Here is a 21,518-nt window from a genome sequence, read left to right as displayed (position 1 = left end):
GCAGAAATTTAGATGGTTCTTGTAATGTCTGTATTTAGCCTGGTCATCCAGTTGTTGAAAAGATAACAGGATAATGATCCTATTCCTACACCAAGCAATGCCCCGGCAATGATATCGCCAGGATAATGCACGCCCACGTATACCTGGGAATAACAAACAATGAACGCCCAAAACCAGAGCCAGTACCATGTTCTGTTTAAAGTTTCTTTAATTACATAAAACCAAAAAGTAGCCAGGCCAAAATGATTAGATGCATGAGAGGAAGGCATAGAAAAAAGTCCCCCGCATCCTGATATATTGTTAACGGTAAATGGAAGCGACTGATCGTGACAGGGACGTATTCGACCAATCAACGGTTTCAATATACTCGCGCTTGTAAAATCTGTAAAGGCAAAGGTGACTAAGGAAAGAGCAATAATCGGCAACAAAAATTTTCTGCAGTTAGCATAAAAAAAAAGCAATAGAAATAGGTACAAGGGTACCCAGGTATAGGCCTGGCGTAATAAAAGCATTACATCATCTAAGGAGCTAACAGAAAGTTTTGTATTGATAAGATAAAATACTTTACGGTCTGCATTGCGTAACCACATGACAAAATTCATTATTTACAATTATTGCTCAAAGATAAGCCCCGCTTACATTTGCAAAAGATGTAATAATAAACAAAGTACAGTAGATGTAGTTGTTAGAAAAGTGATTGAAAAAGGGGTAATGAATGAAATAACAGGTTTAATGTTCCAACATTGGGTAAAAACAGCCCCACTTTTTCACTTTCGTTTAACAAGTTCTCCTTGAAAAAACTTTGGTACAATTCTTAATCATATTAATGCATAGAAAAGTTTTAAAATATCGTAGAATCAATTATATGAAACAGAATTTTGTAAAAACAATTCAAGGTCATCAGTTAGAGTTTAACAAGCAGGTAAGTAGAGGAAGCTATAACGTGTCGCCAAAAAACGTTGAATTTAAAGGTGTACTATCATTGCAAAAAGATGAAAAAGGTATGTGGAATGTTGATGAATCACAACTATTGCCCCCATGGTTCAATGAAATAAGCATATATGTGCATTGTGCAATAGAAGAGAATGAACATAGAGAAAATAATAACAAAGAAAACAACAATTCTGATTTCCTTCAGTTTGCTTATTTGTTCTAATCATTATTATTAATTTAGTCTGTAATTATTGCTACTTATTTTACTTTCAATTGACTTCAACCATTTGACGGTTTAGTTTAAATAGTAGTTGTATTATTCGCTTTTCTATTAACGGTGTAAGCAAGCTTTTCAAATAATCCTCTTTGGTTCTTGTTTATAGTTATTTCAAAAATGCTTTTGTGCACTTTTCAGCTATATAATAATTTTTACAAGCAGGGTAAAGATTGTTTATTTGAAATTTCTAGAATCGTCTGAGATATGTATGAGATGGCTATCTTAAGCTATGATAAAAGTTTATGATGAATAATAATTATTCTCATTATAACCCTTCAAACAGCCGAAAATATTAGGACAGCCTCTAATCAACTTATTTTATATTAGCTTTTAGTTCTTAAAAGCGAAGTCTAATTTCTAAAATTTGGAGTTAGTTTAGACACACTATTTCGCGTCCCACCTGTTATCATCTTTATTTACATCGACTGTGTACGTGCTACCTAATGTTATTCGCAAGACATCTTTTTTAGTATGAAATATAATATTAGTAGTCGCATTTCCTTTTTCCCAAACGGAAATGCTTCTATGTTGCTTTATAACAGAATTATCCTTTAACGTTACAAACAGGTCAACAGGCACAGGCTTCGTTCCTTTAGATTTTATTGTCACCTTGTATTTGTGTCTTCTTTTTTTTACCTTATCAATTGAAAGATCAGGAACACCATTATCAAAAAACCAACTCTTCCAAAACCAATTTAAATTTTTACCTGAACCAACATTGATACAATTGAAAAAGTCGTAGGGCATTGGGTGCTTTCCGTTCCATTGTTGTAGATAATAATGTAACGCTTTTGTAAACAATTCATCACCAAGATAATCTTTGACATACAGATATCCCAGCGCGGGTTTTACATAAGAGTTTAAATACAGAGACATGTCATTGAGTTGTGTTGTAAGTGTTGTTATAGGCACATCACGTTCTTTACCCGCATTTGTTTCATAGGGTTTTATTCCATACTCATCAACAATACTGGAATCTATCATGGGTGAAATAAGCCATTCCGCCATAGTCGCCCATCCCTCATCCATCCAGCCGTATTTTGTTTCATTAATACCCATATAAAAAGGAAACATTGTATGGAAAACTTCGTGGTCAGTAAGTGTAATGGCATCAGTGCTGCCTGCTACCGGGTTATCATTTACCATCATGGGATATTCCATCTGGTCAAGACCATCAAAGACTGTTTCGTGAGAATAAGGAAAAGGCCATTTGAGAAATGAATAACTCATTGCCTTAACTGTTTCCCGGTTGTAGTGTGTGACATCATAAAAGTCAGTGTGTTTTTGATTAAAGACTCCATCAACTCGTGTTCTTCTGCTTGTGGCTGAGTCGACTAACACGCTTGATGACTTCCACAAGTAATGGTTGCTGGTTGCAAAGACAAAGTCCGTTACATTGTCTGCAGTAAAGTGCCACGTATTTGTTTCGTTGTCTGCGGTTATATTTCCCGCCTGCAGGTCAGCAGAGTCGATAATGTTGGTAATGGTATCGGCTTTTTCTGCCTGTTGTATCAATCTGCAATATTTATCTTTAAAAACTTCATTGCAGTTAGTAAGGTCTCCCGTAGCCCATACCACAAAATTTTTTGGAACTGTTACAGATGCTTTGAAATTACAAAAGTCATTGTAAAACTCCTGTGTGCCCAGGTATTGATTTTTGTTCCATCCGTCTATATCGTCATATACAGCTATTCGGGGAAAAAAGTAAGCTACAAAAGCTGCATTCTCTTCTACTTGTCCTGTACGCGTATGCGAGCCTTTGTTAAGGGTATAGTGAAAGCTAATATTAAAAACAATGGTGTCTTTAGGAAGCAAAGGCTCAATGGTAACAGACATATTAGTTCCATCGAGAGAATAAGTAAGAACAGGACTATTGGTAACATTAATCTTGTCTATCATCATTCCCTCGCCAATATCTTCAGGCTCTATCTTAGCTAAACGTTCAGAACCTTTTTTATAAAAGTTAGGATATAACTTAAAAACAATATTATATAAGGTATCAGGACTGTTGTTTATGTAAGTTATTTTTTCAGCACCTTCCAGTAATAGACTGGCTGGGTCAAAGGCAACATGTATGTCATAATTGGCAGTGTTTTGCCAGTACTTATCTCCGGGCTTTCCGTCGTAAGAGCGTGTTTCCTGCTCATACAGCTTCTGTATGTTAACGGGAACAGGTAACGTTTTTTGGGCAAAGGAATGGGTAAGCAGGTGTATAAATAATATTACAGCAAAAACTCGTACAACACTCATTATATTATTAACGTGATTTCTGCAATAATATAATAATGTTCCTTACTAAATTTCAATTACTGTTTTCTTAACAATTTTGATCGCAAATTCCCCTGCTACATATTACTTGTAATTGAAACTATAAATAAACTTTAATCTATTGTTTTTTATAAACTACCTGTTTGTAATTACCTACATTTATGTTTAAGTAAAAGAATTTGTTTCTCATATATCAATTAAAAGAGTCAATGTTATTAAAACATCTTCTGCAATCATCTCTTGTTACACTTTTTTCCATTATTTGTTTTCAAACCACTTATTCACAATTTGATACTACAGCTCTCTCAATAAAATTAAACCAGGCAAAAGAAAAGCTTGGTAAGGATGTAGCTTTCATATTATACAGCAACGGTAAAGTAGCGTATAAAAAAGAAATGGGCAATTTTACTGTAAAAACACAAGTACCTATTGGTGCAAGCAGCCAATGGCTCACAGCAGCATTGGTCATGACGTTTGTACAGGAAGGCAAGCTTTCTCTTGATGATAAAGTCAGCGCATACCTGCCCATTTTCGCGCAACATTATAAAAGTTATATTACGATAAGACAATGTCTCACCAACTATACAGGCATACAATCAGAGCAGGGAGTGGCTAAATTTTTACAAAAAAATAAGTTTAAAACACTTGAAGCAGCTGTTGATAATGTTGCATCGAAAAGAGAAATAGAGACTAACGCAGGCACTGAATTTCGATATAGTAATGTTGGTTACGCTATTGCAGGAAGAGTGCTGGAAGTAATAACAAGAAAGTCTTTTGATAAGCTAATGCAGGATCGTATTACCAGGCCGCTACTTATGAAAAACACTACTTTCACCAGTGAGAATTATAACGATGCAATAGATCCTGCAACCGGCGCACGCTCTACTGCTGCAGACTATATTAATTTTTTGTCTATGCTGCTAAACAAAGGGACTTTTAATAATAAACCAGTATTGACAGAAAGCTCAGCAGACATATTGCATAAACTAAGCGCTGAAGCAAGCTCGATAAAATATGCACCTAAAACGGTTGAAGGATTAAGTTATGGAATGGGAGAGTGGATACTCGAACGAAATGGACAAGGCAAAACAGTAGCAGCTATTGCTCCCTCGCTGCTGGGCACATGGCCAATGATCGATCTTTGCAGGGGATATGCCTATGTTATCGTTGCCAAGGATCCGGAAGGTGAACAAGACAGGAATATTTATATTGATATAAAAGCCACAATAGATAAAGCCATTCCCGGAAATTGTAAGTAGCGTTTGTAAACAGGAGTTGGAAAAACTGACCCAAGGCTTTTGTCTCCCAAAAATCTCGCTAAATCATAATTCGCGCTAATACACGAGTTGATGTGTTTGTTTAATAATCCCCATTACAAACACACTTTGCACATGTCCCATATTTTCAATCTGGCTTAGTTTATTTACGTGAAAATCATAATAAGCATTCATATCTTCACTAACTACTTTCAGCATAAAATCAAATTCGCCTGAAATATTATAGCATTCAATAACTTCATTTAATTCCAGGATTGTTTTAATAAATTTGTCTCCTGCTTCCTTGCTATGTTGCTTCAGCGACACGTAACAAATGACCATCAATCCCTTTTTTACTTTCATATGATCAACAAGGGTTGCATACTGTTTTATTACACCTGACTCTTCCATGCGTTTGATCCGTTCGTGAACCGGAGTCGTGCTTAAGTGTACTTTATCTGATATTTCTTTTACCGTAATTCTTGCATTTTCCTGCAGTAGTCTTAGAATGGACAAGTCCATGCTGTCAAGTGATGATTGAGCCGTAGACGAATCTTCTTTTTTAGTCAAATTTCCCATATTAAACCTGTTGTTTTTTCTGCCGATACTGTCTAAAATGCATATTTATCCCAAAGTTATAGAACATTATAGAAGATTATTCTAAAAAGCTACTTTTGCCTTTCTGAAATAACATTTATTCAGACAAAGCCGGTAGCAGAAGAAAACCGGTAAAAACATTTATAACTATTAATTTATAATTTTTATTTTATGCCTACAGCCACAAACAGTCAGATTGATTTTAGTCTGAAGTACAAGGTAGCGGATATGAGCCTTGCAGCATGGGGACGGAAAGAAATACGCCTCGCCGAGGCCGAAATGCCTGGACTTATGAGCATTCGTGCAGAATACGGGGAAGCTCAGCCATTGAAAGGTGCCAGAATTGCCGGTTGTCTTCACATGACCATTCAAACTGCCGTTCTTATAGAAACTTTGATTGCCCTAGGTGCCGAAGTAAAATGGAGTTCATGCAATATTTTCTCTACACAAGATCATGCTGCCGCTGCAATTGCTGCTGCAGGAATAGGTGTATTTGCGTGGAAAGGTCAGAGCGTAGAAGAGGCAGAATGGTGTATAGAGCAGACCTTATTTTTTGGTGGCGAAGATCGTCCGTTAAACATGATTCTTGATGACGGTGGGGATCTTACAAACATAGTCTTTGATAAATATCCGGAGTTGATTCAGCATATTAAAGGTCTTAGCGAAGAAACTACAACAGGTGTTCACCGCCTTTACGAACGTATGGCTAATGGCACATTACCAATTCCCGCCATTAACGTAAATGATAGTGTTACAAAATCAAAGTTTGACAATAAATACGGTTGTAAAGAATCTTTGGTAGATGCTATTCGCCGCGCTACTGATGTAATGATGGCCGGTAAGGTGGCAGTTGTTGGTGGTTATGGTGATGTAGGTAAAGGATCTGCAGCTTCATTGGCCGGCGCTGGTTGCCGCGTTATTGTTACAGAGATTGATCCTATTTGTGCTTTGCAGGCAGCTATGGACGGTTTTGAAGTAAAGAGAATGAGTGATGCAGTTAAAGAAGCAGACATTATTGTTACCGCTTCTGGTTGCCGTGACTTGATAACAGGCGAACACTTCAAATTGATGAAGGATAAAGCAATTGTTTGCAACATCGGCCATTTTGATATTGAAATTGATGTTGCATGGTTGAATGATAACTATGGCAAAACAAAAGATACCATTAAGCCCCAGGTTGATATTTATAATGTAGATGGGAAAGACATTATTTTATTGGCGGAGGGACGCCTAGTTAACTTAGGTTGCGCTACAGGTCATCCAAGTTTTGTAATGAGTAACTCCTTCAGCAATCAAACGTTGGCTCAGATTGAACTTTGGACAAATCACGATAAATACGAGAACAAGGTATACGTTTTACCAAAGCATCTTGATGAAAAAGTTGCTCGTTTACACCTTGCAAAAATTGGCGTTCAACTGGATGAACTTACCGATGCTCAGTCAGAATATTTAGGTATAAGCAAAAACGGACCTTTCAAACCTGAAATGTATAGATATTAGTAGTTAAGGTATCTTGAACCTCTTTCAATATCTTCCACCAAAATAAAAACCCGCTTTGTAAAAAGCGGGTTTTTGGCTTATGTAGAAGAACTAAACCTCTTCTAATCTTCATATTTATTGTACAGCTTTCCATTAAAGCATACATGGTAAATCTACTTTTGGTTGACTTCATTCAATAGCCTATTTTAGTTGCTCATGGCAGAGATTTTAAAATCATATTATAAAATCTATTTGACTACCTTTTCGTATTTATGAGAGTATTACTGTCTGTTTTATTTTTGTTATTGTCTTTCTCCATTAATGCACAGTACGCGTTTAATAGTACCTTTTTAAACAATGTGACTGCTACACCTGATTCTAAATACTTACAATATGCTTTACAATCTTCTTCAGCTAGAAAACTATACCAACATAATACGGGGATGATCCTTGGCGTGGAACGGGGTTTAACTTCGGCTATTGAGCTAGGTGTGGAAGCGCATTGGCGAAAAATAAGCCTTCTAAAGCCTCATATTATTGGCGCCACGGCTAACCTCGCATATGATTTTAGTGATCATGTAATAGGGTATAAGGCAGGATTGTGGATGAAAAGAGGTAGGGTAAACCTAACGTATGGCGCTAACGTAAGTTATTATAATAATTTTAAAAAAGGCAGTCGGTTCGGAATTGGCCCGGCAGTAGGATTTAGGTTAATGGGATTTCATTTAATAAACGGTTATAACTTTTTAACTAAATATGAAAGTATAGAAAAAGAAAGGGCACTGCCAGTAAACTCAATGTATATAACCTTGAGGTATTACTTTCCTGTACAAAATAAATTTACCTGGGACAGAAAGACAATGAAGAAAAAAAAGGAAAGAAGAAAAGAACGCGCTAAAAGGAAAAAGGAACGGGAAAACGGTGATAAAAAAGGTTTTCGCAAGCTTTTCAGTTTTTTGTAATTAATAAACTTAAGTAAAAATGGCAAAAGGGAGGGGTATATTGTAAGCAATCCATCCAACCATACATTTAGTAAACGAGACTCCTTATTGCTCAAATCTTATAAGCAATCATAAGCAAGTTTTTTTTATATGTCAGGGTATCTTATCTTGTCCGATAATTTTTAATTTCTATAAACATTATTTATTACTTTAATTGTACAATGAAAAATTTATTCTTTTCTTTTCTCGCGATTGCGGCTTTTCTTGTTGCGTGCACTTCTTCATCTAAAACTACTTCGTCCTCTAAACCTGGGGCTTTGATTCCTTCTGCGACTGCACTTAAGCAGAATGTTTTTTATGAAATGCGTACATACTATGCGGCGCCGGGTAAACTTGATGATCTTAATGCCCGTTTCAGGAATAATACTATGCGAATTTTTGCTAAACATGACATGGTAAATATCGGTTACTGGATACCCCTTGAAAATCCCGACAATAAATTGATTTATGTATTAGCTTACCCAAGCCGCCAGGCGCGTGAAGATTCATGGAAAGCTTTTGGTGCGGATCCAGAATGGCAGGCAGTAGCCAAAGCATCGGAAGCTAATGGTAAACTGGTAAATAAAGTGGAAACTCTTTACCTTGAACCTACGGATTATTCCCCTGGCCTTACTATGGAAACTAAAGGCGAGCCTAGAACTTTTGAATTACGCACTTATACTGCGTCTCCGGGAAATATCGAAAATTTGCATGACCGTTTTCGCAATCATACTATGACGTTATTTGAAAAGCATGGGATCACCAATATTGCCTACTGGAAACCAACAGATACTGACAAAGAATCAAAAAGCAATTTACTTGTGTATTTGATAGCGCATAAGGACAAAACTTCTGGAGAAGCAGCCTGGAAAGCTTTTCGCGAAGATCCGAATTGGGTAGAGGCAAAAAGTGCGTCAGAAGTTAAAGGTGGAGGTTCGCTTACTACTAAAGTAGAGTCAGTGTTTATGCTTCCTGTAGATTACTCACCGATGAAATAATGATATTAGTATATTCAATATATTAAATAGCAGGAAAAAAATTTAGCTGTTTATTGAAACAGTTTAGTCTGGAATCCCTGTAATTTTTTTACGAGTCCTGATTTGCTTTGCAGATCGGGACTTATTTTTTTGATAACTTTCTGATCACAAAAACGGGTATTGTTAGCGAAATATCTTGATGCTTATTTTTCTTTTAGGATTCTCATGTAAAAAGTATTGATAATAAAAAAGGAGTATTGATGATAATAGATATCTTTCTGAGAGAAGTAATAGATGATATTAAATCATATCGCGCTAATACGAGGTGATATTACATAAGGCTTAAGATTACAAGCTGGAGATGTTGTAGACATAGCAGCTAATAGGTATCTTAATAAGCCACTTATCATAATTAAGAAAGGTAGAATTTTTAGAAAAAACAGATCCATTTATATTTCTTTAGCGCCAATTATTTTATTAAACTTAAAAATTTAAAGTACATTTAAGTCATGGAATCAAGTTATCAGACTCTATCAGCTATCTATGACATTGTAAAATCAGACCCTTCGCCACATACCTATTTATGTACCCCGCAAGCAATAATACTAAGGCAAACTCAAGATTGGGCTTCTATTCAAAAAAACCTTGAAATGCTGGCTGCAGAACAACTGATAACTATGAGGCAGTTGGATAAAATGGTTGTTTGTATAACTGCTGAGGGAATTACTAAGGCAAAATCAATAAGAAACAATTTTGTCAATATGAATTTCTCATTTTCTGAAGAAGAAAATACTGAATTAATTCAGAAGAGTTTGAATCCTCTTTAGACTATATATGGCCTGTAAATGAATTCTAGCCCGCCTCAAACTCAATAATACTGTTAATTCAGCGAATACAAAACTTGCTATTAATATTTTAAAGGACGAATTTTCTTAATTCTTCTATACTTCATATTCGCAAGAATGCTGGTCATTCTTCACACGAATAATTATTGGTAATAGCTGATCTGAACAGGAAATTTAGGATCTATAATCCCCAAATAAGAAGCAGCAGCATTGCTGATACGCAACAGTAATCCATTATTTTCTTTCATTTCAGGCATACTTCCCAATACTTTTGCATATACCACCTTATTTTCCGATGAGGATATTTTTAAAATTGTTCCTGGAGCAACGTCGCTCATTAGTACATAATATTTTTTGTCTTGCCAACCGCTGGTAGATTTAAAAGTTGCAGCTTCGCCGCTTTTTGTATTTAGAGATTTTTGAGAACCGGTTTGGTCGAAAAGATTTGCAAAAAAGCCATCCGTTGTATTACCTGTTTCGCTTGTTACCGAACCTGATCTTTTAATGTTAACGGTTTTAGTTGAAGGACTTTCTGCTTGTTTTACAGGTTCTTCTTTTACTGCGGGATCTGCAGTACTAGTCGTTTGTTGTGTTTCTTCAGGTATTACAGCAAGTGCTGTATCCTTTTTTGAAATGGAAGTAGTTGAACTGGCAGGAGTTTCACCCGCCGATGCTGAAGAACCATCTTGTTTTACTTCATTTGTCGCCTGTTTTGCTTCTGTGTTCTCTACAGGTTTTTCCGATGCACGCGCAATGTTATTTGTTGCGGCAGAATTACTGGTTGCTACAGACGTAGAAGCCTGGCCTGTAGTCATTTTCAAATGTCCTATTACCAGCGGAGTTCCGGGGGCAATGTTATCAGACGAAAGACTATTCCATTTTCTTATTTGCTCAGCAGTTATATTATTGTCATGCGCTATTTTAAAAAGCGTTTCACTCTTTGCCACTATATGTGTAAGCGGAATACCTGCTGTTGTGTTGTCAGCGGCATCAAAGTTTTGAGCATTAAGTGGAATTTTAATGTGTTGGCCAATCGTCAGCCCTTTTTCCATTGTTATCTTATTTAAAGCAGCAATAGTTTTAGGGGCCTGATTATATAATCTTCCGATGCTATAAAAATTTTCTTTAGGTGCAACAATATGGGTTACGTATAAATCAGGTGCAGTGCCCTCAACAGTAAGATTTTGACCTTTAGCTATTAAAATACTATTTAGAAATAATACAACTACCAGCAACTTCCTCATAACAATAAACAGGTTTCAGAATTATTAATTTTTATCAAAAAGGTATCGCGAAGTTAAGGTTTTAAAATTCTCCAGTTGGTGGGGTAATAGTTATTAACACGATTGGGTAAAACTTTTATCCACCCCAGATTGATATGCTCATACCTACAAATAGTCCAACCTTTTCTTACCTGATCCACCCTTATTTCCTGCCTTTTTAAATACAGTAAGGCATCATCTTTAGTAAGATTAACCTGTGGAATATCAGCTGATAACAAATGCGACAAAGCCAACTCATGATGCGGAATAAAATCTCTGCCTTTTACAGTTCCAACTGCAACACCAGACTTTCTTACACTCAGAGTATTTGTAACGGCAGCAATTTCTTTTTCCCATTTTTTTAAAGAAGCTATAACAATTTCTTTTTGATCGCTTAGTATATATTCTTCTGCATTTTTAAGAAAAGGCACTGCAAGTAGTGCGACCTGCTTACCCGCCGGCTTAAGTTTATTGTGATAACTATTGTATTCATCAACAATGTTTGTCTGTCGAAAACATGCGATAAAAAAACCTTCACCTTTTAGTTTATCAGGATAAAAACGAAAACCAGGAGCATGGTGTTTTTTAGAAACTGTTTCAACAATTCCCCATGAAGGGTCCACGGAAATTTTTACAGAATGCAAAGAAAATTGATCAACGATCCAGTCGCAAATCTCTTCATCTTCCTGCACGCTATAACTGCAGGTACTGTATAGCAGATATCCATCCTCACTCAACGACTCTATTGCATCAGTTAATATTCTTTGTTGGCGGTGGCTGCACATTTCTACATTTGCTTCACTCCATTCTTCTATCGCTTTCGCATCTTTTCTAAAAAGACCACTGCCACTGCATGGAGCATCCACTACCATCAGGTCAAAGAAGCCAGGCAATTTTTTAAAATCTTTGGGATCGTTATTCGTAACAATCACATTATCGTTTCCCCATTTACTGATATTTTCTGCAAGAATACTTACACGTGTTTTTATTACTTCGTTAGAAACAATAAAACTGTCTGGAAGTGCCGCAGCCAACAAAGTGCTTTTGCCACCGGGCGCAGCACAAAGATCTACCACGCGCTTGGGGAAAGATTTTTCTTTATAAATCTTTTTGATAAGATAATTAAGAAACATGCTGCTTGCTTCCTGAACATAATAGGCGCCGCCGTGAAAAACGGGGTCTAATGTGAATGAAGGTCTTTTTTGCAGATATTTTCCTTCGGCACACCACGGTACAATACTTTCACCTTCAACGAACAAGTCTTTTATTGCAGGCGAAGGCTTCAGGGGATTTAGACGAATGGAAGTTACCTGTTGTACATTTTCATGAACACTTATAAATGCATCCCTATCAAACCCTTGTATTCCATTCAATGAATCAATAAAATTTTGTGGCAATACTTGTGACAATAGTGGCGAAATTTGTTAATGTAGAATAAAGCAAATATCCGTATAAGCGAGGAAACATGAAATGATTACAAAAAACCGAAAATGGCGTTTTATTATTTTTAATGTTTTAAGTGGAGTTAGTAAAATCAATAAGTGTAGAATTACATTCTTTTCATTATTTTTAGAATTAATTATTGATAATTCTATAACCTTAATTAACTTATGAAAAAAACAATATTTGTTGCAGTTATAGTATGCTTTATTGCTACCTCTTATGCCTTTATGCGCGATGAGACTCCAAAGTACGAAAATTTAAAAGTTTTACCCAAAAACACCAACAAGCATGAGCTGGACAGTATTATGAAACATTTTTCCAGGGCATTAGGTGTAAAATGCAGTCACTGCCACGTCCGTAGTACTGAGGGAAAAAAAGATTTTATCTTTGCAAGTGATGAAAATAAAAACAAGCTTATCGCCCGCAGCATGTTTAAAATGATGAATAAGTTGAATAAAAAATATTTTAAAGAAGATAATGAGGAACACAAAAATAAAGGCGAACTGACTCCAACCATTTCGTGCTTTTCATGCCATCACGGACAGGAGCATCCTGAAAATACGCCTCCTGCTCCTCCTGACCACAAAGGATAATTTTTTTTGAAACTTGATTGAGATGTTATGAAGTTGAATGTAGGTTTCTGGTACGAATAATAAATAATTTTTGAAAAGGCTTGTTGAAACAGGCCTTTTTTAATTTGGTAAAACTGAGGCGCCAAATCGGGTAAGAAGTAGGTGGCATATCGTTTGAACAAATTCATTTAACAAAAATTATTCTATGGAGAAAAGCTCATTCTTTACCGAATTTTTTTACAAAGACAAGTTGATTTTAGCGGAGGTAAAGCCTTGCTGCCAGGAAAACAATGCTTTTTATTACGATATAGCCATAAAAAATCAATATCAGTTTACTATATCTCCAACATTTAAAGATGAAGGAATAACGTGGAAAGTTTCTTTTAAAAATGCTGATAAACAAGTCGATGCTGCGCTGATTGACATAATAGGCAATGAGATAGAAAAGCACATTCTTCAATTAAATTAATTTTTAGAGCAATTTTTCCGTCTCTTTAAATAGATTGGCAATTTATTTATAACTGCCTTTATTTTCCCTCTTAGAAATAAGCTACCAACTTTTTATTCATTTCGGTCTCTAAAATGGTAGTAAAAAAGTTTTATCTAAAAAAAATACAGGCAGAATAAAGCTTACTATTTATTCTTTTTATTCTTTGCTTGTAAATTCAGTTTTCTTAGGTTTGCTTTATCATTGATTTTAATAAATATTGTTATGCCATACCCTCATCAGATTAAAAGTTTTGAAGAATATAAAGCAGCGTATAAAAAAAGTGTAGAAGCTCCGGAAGAATTTTGGGCAGAGATAGCCGAAAATTTTACCTGGAAAAAAAAGTGGGACACCGTTTTAAACTGGAATTTTGAAGAACCTAAAATCGAATGGTTTAAGGGTGGAAAATTAAATATAACTGAAAACTGTCTTGACAGGCATTTGGAAACAAAGGGAGATCAGCCTGCAATTATTTGGGAGGCGAATGACCCCGAAGAGCATCACCGCATTTTAACCTACAAAAGGCTGCATGAGAAAGTATGCATGTTTGCGCATGTATTAAAAAATAATGGTGTAAAAAAGGGAGACAGGGTTTGTATTTACATGGGTATGATACCAGAGCTTGCCATTGCTGTTTTGGCATGTGCAAGACTTGGTGCAATACATAGCGTGATATTTGGTGGTTTTAGTGCACAGAGCATTGCGGACAGACTAATAGACGCACAGGCAGAATATATAATAACATGTGACGGGGCTTTTAGAGGTGCAAAAGATATACCGCTAAAAAGTGTGATTGATGATGCTTTAATTGGAATAAGGTTTGTAAAAAAAGTAATTGTTTACACCCGTACACATACTCCTGTCAGCATGATCAAAGGGCGCGATGTGTGGTGGGATGATGAAATTAAAAAAGTAGAGACATTAGGCCTTCATGATTTTCCTGCTGAGGAAATGGATGCTGAAGATCCTCTTTTTATATTGTACACTTCCGGCAGCACGGGTAAACCAAAAGGAGTGGTACATACCTGTGGTGGTTATATGATTTTTACCAATTACACATTTGTAAATGTTTTTCAATATCAACCTAAAGATGTACATTTTTGTACAGCCGATATTGGCTGGATAACAGGTCATAGTTATATTGTTTACGGTCCTTTAAGTGCCGGCGCAAGTTCTCTCATTTTTGAAGGTATACCTACTTACCCTGATGCATCGAGGTTTTGGAAAATTATAGAAAAGTTTAAAGTAAATGTATTTTATACAGCGCCTACAGCTATAAGAAGTTTAATGGGACATGGAGATGCTCCTTTGGAAAATGCAGATGTAAGTAGCCTCAAAGTGTTAGGAACGGTTGGAGAACCGATAAACGAAGAAGCATGGCACTGGTACGATCAAAAAGTTGGTAAAGGAAAATGCCCTGTAGTAGATACATGGTGGCAAACTGAAACGGGTGGTATTCTGATCTCGAACATGGCAGGTGTAACACCTTCAAGGCCAGGGTGGGCGACTTTGCCGTTACCAGGTATACAGCCGGTACTTTTAGATGAAAAGGGAAATGAAATTCCGGAAACAGCGGGTGAATTAACCACCGGAAACCTTTGTATTAAATTTCCATGGCCTGGAATTTTAAGAACCACTTATGGTGACCATGAAAGATGCAGGTTAACGTATTTTTCTGCATATCCCGGTTTGTATTTTACCGGAGATGGTGCATTTAGAGATAAAGAAGGATTTTTCCGTATCACTGGCAGGGTCGATGATGTACTGAATGTAAGCGGACATCGTATAGGTACTGCAGAAGTTGAAAACGCCATAAACATGCATGCGGGTGTAGTTGAGAGTGCTGTTGTTGGCTTTCCGCATGAAATTAAGGGACAGGGAATCTATGCCTACGTTATTTACAATGGTCGGGAAGACACGGATGATCGCAATCGAAAAGATATACTTGCCACAGTTACGCGGATTATTGGAGCAATTGCCAAGCCGGATAAAATTCAATTTGTGAAAAATCTACCTAAAACAAGAAGTGGTAAAATTATGCGCAGAATATTGAGAAAGATGGCAGAAGGTGACACTCAAAATCTAGGCGATACTTCCACTCTTTTAGATCCGGCAGTGGTGGATGAGATTAAAGACGGCAGGCTGTAGGTATAATAGTATCAGTCAAGGCGAGTTTTAGTAAATGTTCCTGATCCTTTGCAAATACCAAAAAATGTAGTTGTAACTATATTTTTTAATTCGAAAACCTGTTTATAAACGAAGGAAAAAATAACCTGGGTGAGATAAAAATAAATTGATAAATAACCAAGTCGGAAATAGTAAAATAAACTTCTCTAAATAAAACAGGCGTTTTACTAACTCTTTCTACTGGCCCGAAAATGGTAATAAAATATCAGGAATAAAATTCCCGCTAACATTTTAATTGGCGGGAGTTTTATTCCTGATATTTTGAAAAGCGGCCATGCATTGGAAAAGGAAAATCAAGAAATATTTTTTCCTGTTTATTTTTATTGATGGCACAGCATGAGTAAAATTAAAAGGAAGAAGTGCTTTATGTTATAATGAAGTGATAAAACGAGTGCAGTAAATGGATACGACAGCAGCATTGAAATTTAATTATCAAAAAGTAGTAACGTTTATTCGTAAGCTTCATTGGAAAGAACTGCTTGGACTTGTTTTTCTCCTGGTGGCATTTTATTTTTTCAGGCAGCAGAGAAAAGAATTAGTATCACTAAACTCTTCTTTGAAAAATACCAACTTGTTTTGGCTGCTTTCCGGTATAGCTTTTACCGGTGTATATATTTTACTGCAGGCTGGTCTTTATGTTTATAGTTTTTTGTCAATCCGGGGAAAGATATCCTGGATAAACGCTATTGAACTCTTTTTAAAAAGAAATGTAATTTCTGTATTTCTTCCTGCAGGTGGTATTACGGCATTAGCTTATTTGCCTGCCAATATTAGAAAGAGCCAGGTACAGAAACAGCAGGTTCACCAAGCTTCTGTCATCTACGGATTTATTGGTATTTTCTCTGTTTTCATTGTTGCAGTTCCTGTTCTGATGTATCTTTCTGTAACAAACGCAGCAGTGCCGGGCGCTACTGCTGGCCTTTTCACTATAGTTGCGATGTTAGTTGCGATGGCGCTTTTAGCAAGATCAATACAAACGAAGGGCAAACTATATATGTGGGTAATAAAAGGAAGACCAAAGCTTGAAAATCTTCTTACCGAGGTTTTTTCATTCGATCTCTCATGGAAGCAATTTGTGAATGCTACACTCGCCTCTGTTTTTATTGAGATTGTTGGTATCATTCATTTATACATTGCGATGCTTGCTGCAGGCGTTACACCATCTCTTGAAGCGGCTATTACAGGCTATATTGTAGCTACTATTTTTTTGATTATATCTCCTTTTTTGCGTGGAATGGGCGCAATCGAATTGTCTCTCACGGTTATATTAGGCAGGTATGGCTTTACAACTCTTCAGGCGCTGGAAATAACTTTATTATTCAGGCTTTTCGAATTTTGGTTGCCGCTGGTTGCAGGCTTGTTATCCTATGCAGCAAAAGGCCGGTATTTATTTCTTCGTTTGCTGCCACCTGTTCTTATTTTCTTCCTTGGGCTGGTAAATGTATTTTCCGTTCTTACTCCACCGGTCATGTCGCGTTTAAGGCTTTTGCGCACCTTTGTTCCAATAGCATCCATACAGGCTTCTAACTTTCTTATAATAGTTATAGGCTTAACACTCATTATTACTGCCGCATTTCTTATAAAAGGGCTGCGAAGTGCTTGGTTACTTGCCTTTAGTCTCTCTGTTATTTCATGTTTTGGCCATATTAGTAAATCTCTTAGTTATGAAGAATCGGTATTGTCGTTACTTGTAAGCATTGTATTAATAGCTACAAGAAAGCAATACAGGTTAAAGAGTAATCCTAAGTTGATGAATATAGGCATTGTGACGGGACTTGCCACCTTTGCTGCAGTACTCATTTTTGGTAGCATCGGATTTTATTATCTTGATAAAAACCATTTCCAACAAGATTTCACCTGGAAGGAATCAATATATTATGCCTTTGGAGAATTTGTTTTGGTTGGTAGCAGTGATTTAAAACCTTTAACTCATTTTGGTCATGATTTTATCTTTTTTATCAATGCATTAGGAGTAGGAGCGTGGGCGTTTCTGCTATACTGCCTGGTAAGACCACAAATTTATAAAGCATCAAGGCCCGAGGTAAAAAAGGAAGAGGTAGATTATTTGTTAACCCAATTTGGAGATTCTCCTTTAGACTACTTCAAAGTAAGCAATGATAAACTCCTGTATATTTCAGACGCACATCACGGGTTTGTAAGTTATAGAATAACAGGTGGCTTTGCTGTAGTCTTGGAAGAGCCGGTATGTGCTGAAAATAATAAAGTTGTATTAATTGAGGAATTTGAAACATACTGTAATAATAATGGCTTAAAGGTTGTTTATTATCGTGTTGACGAAGACAGTCTGTATCATTTTAATAGGTTTAAAAAGAAAAGAATTTTTATTGGGCAGGAAGCAATTTTAGATATTCCACTTTTTAAGCTAGAGGGAAAAGACAGAAAGTCATTGCGAAATGCTTTAAACAGCTTAAGTAAAAAAGGATACACCACTCAAATACACAAAGCACCAATAACCGGTTTTTTAATCCAGGCATTGGAGCAGGTATCAAACGAGTGGCTTGACACCTTTGAGATGGAAGAGATGATCTTTTCACAAGGTATGTTTGACCGCATTGAGCTTAAGAAACAGGACATAATAACATTGTCAGATAATGAAGGCAGGATTGTTGCTTTTCTTAATATTATTCCTGATTATTCTCCTGACGAATGCACTTATGACATGATAAGAAAGGCAGCAGACGCACCGGGAGGTGCGATGGATGCTTTAATAGTAAGGTTAATTGAATATGCAAGAGAAAAAGGGTACCTGTTTTTAAATATGGGAATGGTGCCTATGGCAGGGATCGAGAAGCCGGAAAACACGGCAGAGCAGGTTGTTAAATTTGCTTATGAGCGGCTAAAGCGTTTTCGCAACTACCAGGGGTTGCGCGATTTTAAGGAAAAATATGCAACAAGGTGGTTGAACAAATACCTGGTTTATGAAGATGATTTTGACCTCGTTCAGTTGCCGGCGGTATTAAATAAGGTTATGCAACCAGTGTAAATTTTTTGATGGATGAAAAGATTGATAATAATATTACTCATGGTTTTTTCTGCTATTGCAAAAGGGCAGAATATTTCATCGTTGCCTGTCGTTCCTTATAATATAAAAAACTATAATGCTCAAAAAGCCATGGTTTTATATATATCAGGTGATGGAGGCGAAAATTCGTTTTCCAAATCATTGATGGAACAGGTGAACGGTAAGGGATATCCTGCCGTTCTTTTTAATTCTCAAAAATACTTTTGGTCAAAAAAAACACCAGAACAAACTGCGGCGGATGTAGAAAAAGTTATTCATTATTATCAAATACAGTGGAGGGTAAAGAACGTGATAATTATCGGATATTCTTTTGGTGCAGATGTAGCGCCTTTTGTTGTTACAAGATTGTCTAAAGATACTTATGATGCTGTAAAAAATATTGTTCTGATGTCTCCGTCACAGGCAACTGATTTTGAAGTGCATGTTGCCCAACTATTTGGATCAGGAAAAAGTACCGGAAGTAGTGTTACGGCAGAAATAAACAAAATAAAACAAAAGCCGTTGCTGATAATTCAGGGATTGAAAGAGTCTGAGAAAATTGAGTCGACTTCACTTAAAGTAAGTTATAAACTTATAGGACTTAAAGGCGGACACAAGTATGACTCAGACACCTCAGAAGTTGCAAATACTATTTTTAAAAATTTACAATAAAGAAATTTATTGGAGAACAAGTTTGTTTTAGTAAAAATCTTAGAAGTTATTTCTAATTCAATATAAATTACCCAGCAAACATCTCCTGACCTTTATTTAATATCTTTTACATAATCAGTAGTTTCATCTGTATCGATCGCAACTTGTTTTTTCATTGCTGTTTTGTATAGCATCCACGCCATCAGCCCAAAGAATACAACTCCCAAAATATCATAACCTGCTTTGCCTAAAAGGCTGTTTAACCCATTTTCTGCACTTAAGGCTTCCAGCTTTTTGGCTATGTTATCGCTTCCTGCCGTCAAAAGGGCTACCGCAACTCCTGCCAGTGCTCCACCTGCTACAAGGCCTGTAGCAAATAAGCTTCCCCGGCCTAAATCATCGTCTTCCATTACTCCTTCTCTTTTAATTTTTTTCAGGTCTACAAGACCGCGTATGGCACCGCCCGCAAAAATGGGAAGCGTTGTTGAAAGGGGTAGGTAAGCACCAACAGCAAAGCTTAAAGATTTTATGCCGCAAAGTTCCATTGTTACGGACAAGGCAACACCCACAAATACAAATTGCCAATCCAGGTTAAATGATAATATTCCTTTTATCAATGTTGCCATCAGAGTCGCCTGTGGAGCAGGAAATTTATCACTTCCGATCGCATGGGTAATACCTTGTCTTGCCATTTCAATAGTAGGTGAATCAAGAATTTTTACTGTTAAGCCAATAACAATAGAAGAAAAAATGGCGCCTATAAACAAAGCAATTTGTTGATATTTAGGAGTAGCCCCGATAATATAACCTGTTTTTAAATCCTGTGAAGTTGCGCCGGCATTTGCCGCTGCAATGCATATCATTCCTCCTACCACAAGTACCATAGGCTCGTATGCTTTTCCACTCCATCCGATGCCTATAAAAACAAGACACGTCGCCATTACCGTGGCTATTGTCATTCCGCTGATCGGGTTGTTGCTAGAGCCTATAATTCCTACAATTCTTGACGAAACAGTAACAAAAAAGGCCCCGAATATGACAACTAATATTCCTAACAATAATTTACTTAAAATACTGTCTCCTGGTATCATAGGAATAAAAGCCATTAAAAGTATCAAAGCTATGCTTCCGAAGAGTACAACTTTAATACTCAAATCTCTTTCTGTACGCAATACGTTACCTGATGCCCGGGTATCTTTTAATGAGCCTACACTTTCCTTAAAAGAAGAAATTATAGTGGGAATCGTTTTTAATAATGTTATAAAACCTCCTGCTGCTACAGCTCCTGCACCTACCTGCCTTATATAAGCACGGTATAGGGCTGATGCAGTATCTGCGAACGTGTGTGTGACAGGGTCCCAGCTTCCCGACCCTCCGGGAGTAGTTATATCTTTTAAATAACCCAGCTTTACTAGTTGATGGGCTATAACTGTCTGGTCCTGTATCAATGTAGCTAATAACGGGTTAAATACCATCCAGCTTAGTACACCTCCCGCAACCAAAACTCCGGCAATCTTGGGTCCTATTATATATCCCACACCAAGATACTCCGGCGTTATTTCGCCGCTTATATGAGCCGCCGGAAAATATTTATTTCTTAAACTTGTGGCATAACCCGGCACTTCACTTATTACATGAAAAATTCTTTGCAGAAAAGCATATGTCAAAGCTACACCTACGCCCATAAAAGCTGTCTTTGACACCTCTCCACCTTTTTCGCCTGCTTTTAAAACAGCTGCACAGGCAGTTCCTTCGGGATAGGGCAGTGTATCATGTTCCTTTACAATTAATGATCTTCTTAAAGGTATCATCATCAATGTTCCTAAAAGACCACCAAATATTGCCAACACCAGAATGGTGATATAATTGAAGTACTGGGAGCCCACACTTTTACCATCTGCTGCTACTGATAAAAATAAAAAACCCGGCAACGTAAATGCTACTCCTGCCGCTATGCTTTCACTTGCTGAGCCAGCTGTTTGAATGATGTTGTTTTCAAGAATAGTTGTTCGAAAAAATTTTCGGCCCAACGTAATGGCAATTACAGCAATTGGAATAGAAGCACTGACAGTCAAACCAGCTTTTAAAGCGAGATATACGGTCGCTGCACCAAAAAGGCAACCCATAATACATCCCATTACAACCGCCTTTACGGTAAATTCCTTCATTTTTGTATCCGCCGAAACAAATGGTTTGAATGTTTTCTTTTCCTGCATGTTATATTATAATTGTTATAATTCTAATCTTTATCACATCGTTTTGTGTCAGGTAGCTAGTTACTG

At 36.7% G+C, this 21,518-nt stretch carries 17 protein-coding genes; 11 read left to right on the top strand and 6 right to left on the bottom strand.

What is annotated here, in order from left to right; genetic code table 11:
- Window positions 1-8: 8 nt before the first annotated feature.
- A complete protein-coding gene (locus B154_RS28210) occupies window positions 9-602 on the bottom strand; it encodes a phosphatase PAP2 family protein (protein WP_018613921.1) in 594 nt (197 codons plus the stop codon).
- Window positions 603-865: 263 nt separating this feature from the next.
- Between B154_RS28210 and B154_RS0110200 the strand changes: the two genes are divergently transcribed.
- On the top strand, window positions 866-1,156 hold the full coding sequence (locus tag B154_RS0110200) for a hypothetical protein (RefSeq protein WP_018613917.1): 291 nt from the start codon (window positions 866-868) through the stop codon (window positions 1,154-1,156).
- A gap of 438 nt (window positions 1,157-1,594) precedes the next feature.
- Here the strand turns inward: B154_RS0110200 and B154_RS0110195 are convergent, their stop codons facing one another.
- Window positions 1,595-3,460: a M1 family metallopeptidase gene (locus tag B154_RS0110195; RefSeq protein ID WP_018613915.1), complete on the bottom strand. Its 1,866-nt coding sequence runs from the start codon at window positions 3,458-3,460 to the stop codon at window positions 1,595-1,597.
- Between the two features lie 227 nt (window positions 3,461-3,687).
- Between B154_RS0110195 and B154_RS28205 the strand changes: the two genes are divergently transcribed.
- On the top strand, window positions 3,688-4,737 hold the full coding sequence (locus B154_RS28205) for a serine hydrolase domain-containing protein (protein ID WP_018613914.1): 1,050 nt from the start codon (window positions 3,688-3,690) through the stop codon (window positions 4,735-4,737).
- Between the two features lie 75 nt (window positions 4,738-4,812).
- On the opposite strand, the gene B154_RS0110185 is transcribed toward B154_RS28205, so the two are convergent.
- Entirely contained in the window at window positions 4,813-5,313 is a 501-nt protein-coding gene (locus B154_RS0110185) for an Lrp/AsnC family transcriptional regulator (protein ID WP_018613912.1), read from the bottom strand.
- A gap of 189 nt (window positions 5,314-5,502) precedes the next feature.
- Between B154_RS0110185 and ahcY the strand changes: the two genes are divergently transcribed.
- From ahcY to B154_RS0110160, 4 genes are all read left to right on the top strand, one after another.
- Window positions 5,503-6,831, top strand: a complete 1,329-nt coding sequence (gene ahcY, locus B154_RS0110180) for an adenosylhomocysteinase (protein ID WP_018613910.1) — start codon at window positions 5,503-5,505, stop codon at window positions 6,829-6,831.
- Between the two features lie 251 nt (window positions 6,832-7,082).
- Window positions 7,083-7,772 carry a hypothetical protein gene (locus B154_RS0110170; RefSeq protein ID WP_026260096.1) on the top strand — a complete coding sequence of 230 codons (690 nt, stop codon included), beginning with the start codon at window positions 7,083-7,085 and terminating at the stop codon, window positions 7,770-7,772.
- Window positions 7,773-7,972: 200 nt separating this feature from the next.
- Window positions 7,973-8,788, top strand: a complete 816-nt coding sequence (locus tag B154_RS0110165; protein ID WP_018613904.1) for an NIPSNAP family protein — start codon at window positions 7,973-7,975, stop codon at window positions 8,786-8,788.
- 488 nt (window positions 8,789-9,276) lie between these two features.
- On the top strand, window positions 9,277-9,594 hold the full coding sequence (locus B154_RS0110160) for a hypothetical protein (protein WP_018613902.1): 318 nt from the start codon (window positions 9,277-9,279) through the stop codon (window positions 9,592-9,594).
- A 161-nt stretch (window positions 9,595-9,755) separates the two neighbouring features.
- Here the strand turns inward: B154_RS0110160 and B154_RS0110155 are convergent, their stop codons facing one another.
- Together B154_RS0110155 and B154_RS0110150 are read right to left on the bottom strand one after the other, a co-directional pair.
- The gene (locus B154_RS0110155; RefSeq protein ID WP_018613901.1) at window positions 9,756-10,856 is read right to left on the bottom strand and encodes a LysM peptidoglycan-binding domain-containing protein; all 1,101 of its coding nucleotides are present in this window, start codon (window positions 10,854-10,856) and stop codon (window positions 9,756-9,758) included.
- A gap of 53 nt (window positions 10,857-10,909) precedes the next feature.
- Window positions 10,910-12,283: a methyltransferase RsmF C-terminal domain-like protein gene (locus B154_RS0110150; RefSeq protein WP_018613898.1), complete on the bottom strand. Its 1,374-nt coding sequence runs from the start codon at window positions 12,281-12,283 to the stop codon at window positions 10,910-10,912.
- 201 nt (window positions 12,284-12,484) lie between these two features.
- Between B154_RS0110150 and B154_RS28200 the strand changes: the two genes are divergently transcribed.
- The 5 genes from B154_RS28200 (at window position 12,485) to B154_RS28195 (ending at window position 19,257) form a co-directional block, all read left to right on the top strand.
- Complete coding sequence (locus tag B154_RS28200; protein ID WP_018613896.1) at window positions 12,485-12,910, top strand: c-type cytochrome; 426 nt, start codon at window positions 12,485-12,487, stop codon at window positions 12,908-12,910.
- A 184-nt stretch (window positions 12,911-13,094) separates the two neighbouring features.
- Window positions 13,095-13,358, top strand: coding sequence for a hypothetical protein (locus B154_RS0110140; protein WP_018613894.1), 264 nt, complete (start codon window positions 13,095-13,097; stop codon window positions 13,356-13,358).
- 243 nt (window positions 13,359-13,601) lie between these two features.
- Window positions 13,602-15,524 carry an acetate--CoA ligase gene (acs, locus tag B154_RS0110135; protein ID WP_018613892.1) on the top strand — a complete coding sequence of 641 codons (1,923 nt, stop codon included), beginning with the start codon at window positions 13,602-13,604 and terminating at the stop codon, window positions 15,522-15,524.
- Window positions 15,525-15,963: 439 nt separating this feature from the next.
- Window positions 15,964-18,567 carry a phosphatidylglycerol lysyltransferase domain-containing protein gene (locus B154_RS0110130; RefSeq protein WP_018613890.1) on the top strand — a complete coding sequence of 868 codons (2,604 nt, stop codon included), beginning with the start codon at window positions 15,964-15,966 and terminating at the stop codon, window positions 18,565-18,567.
- Between the two features lie 12 nt (window positions 18,568-18,579).
- The gene (locus tag B154_RS28195) at window positions 18,580-19,257 is read left to right on the top strand and encodes an AcvB/VirJ family lysyl-phosphatidylglycerol hydrolase (RefSeq protein WP_083934946.1); all 678 of its coding nucleotides are present in this window, start codon (window positions 18,580-18,582) and stop codon (window positions 19,255-19,257) included.
- Window positions 19,258-19,349: 92 nt separating this feature from the next.
- Here the strand turns inward: B154_RS28195 and B154_RS0110120 are convergent, their stop codons facing one another.
- Window positions 19,350-21,452, bottom strand: a complete 2,103-nt coding sequence (locus B154_RS0110120; RefSeq protein WP_018613887.1) for an OPT family oligopeptide transporter — start codon at window positions 21,450-21,452, stop codon at window positions 19,350-19,352.
- Window positions 21,453-21,518: the final 66 nt, after the last annotated feature.

Source organism: Segetibacter koreensis DSM 18137 (assembly GCF_000374045.1).
Classification (GTDB): Bacteria; Bacteroidota; Bacteroidia; order Chitinophagales; family Chitinophagaceae; genus Segetibacter; species Segetibacter koreensis.
The sequence above is the reverse complement of the archived record's forward strand: the minus strand, read 5'-3'. Positions and strand labels throughout refer to the sequence as shown.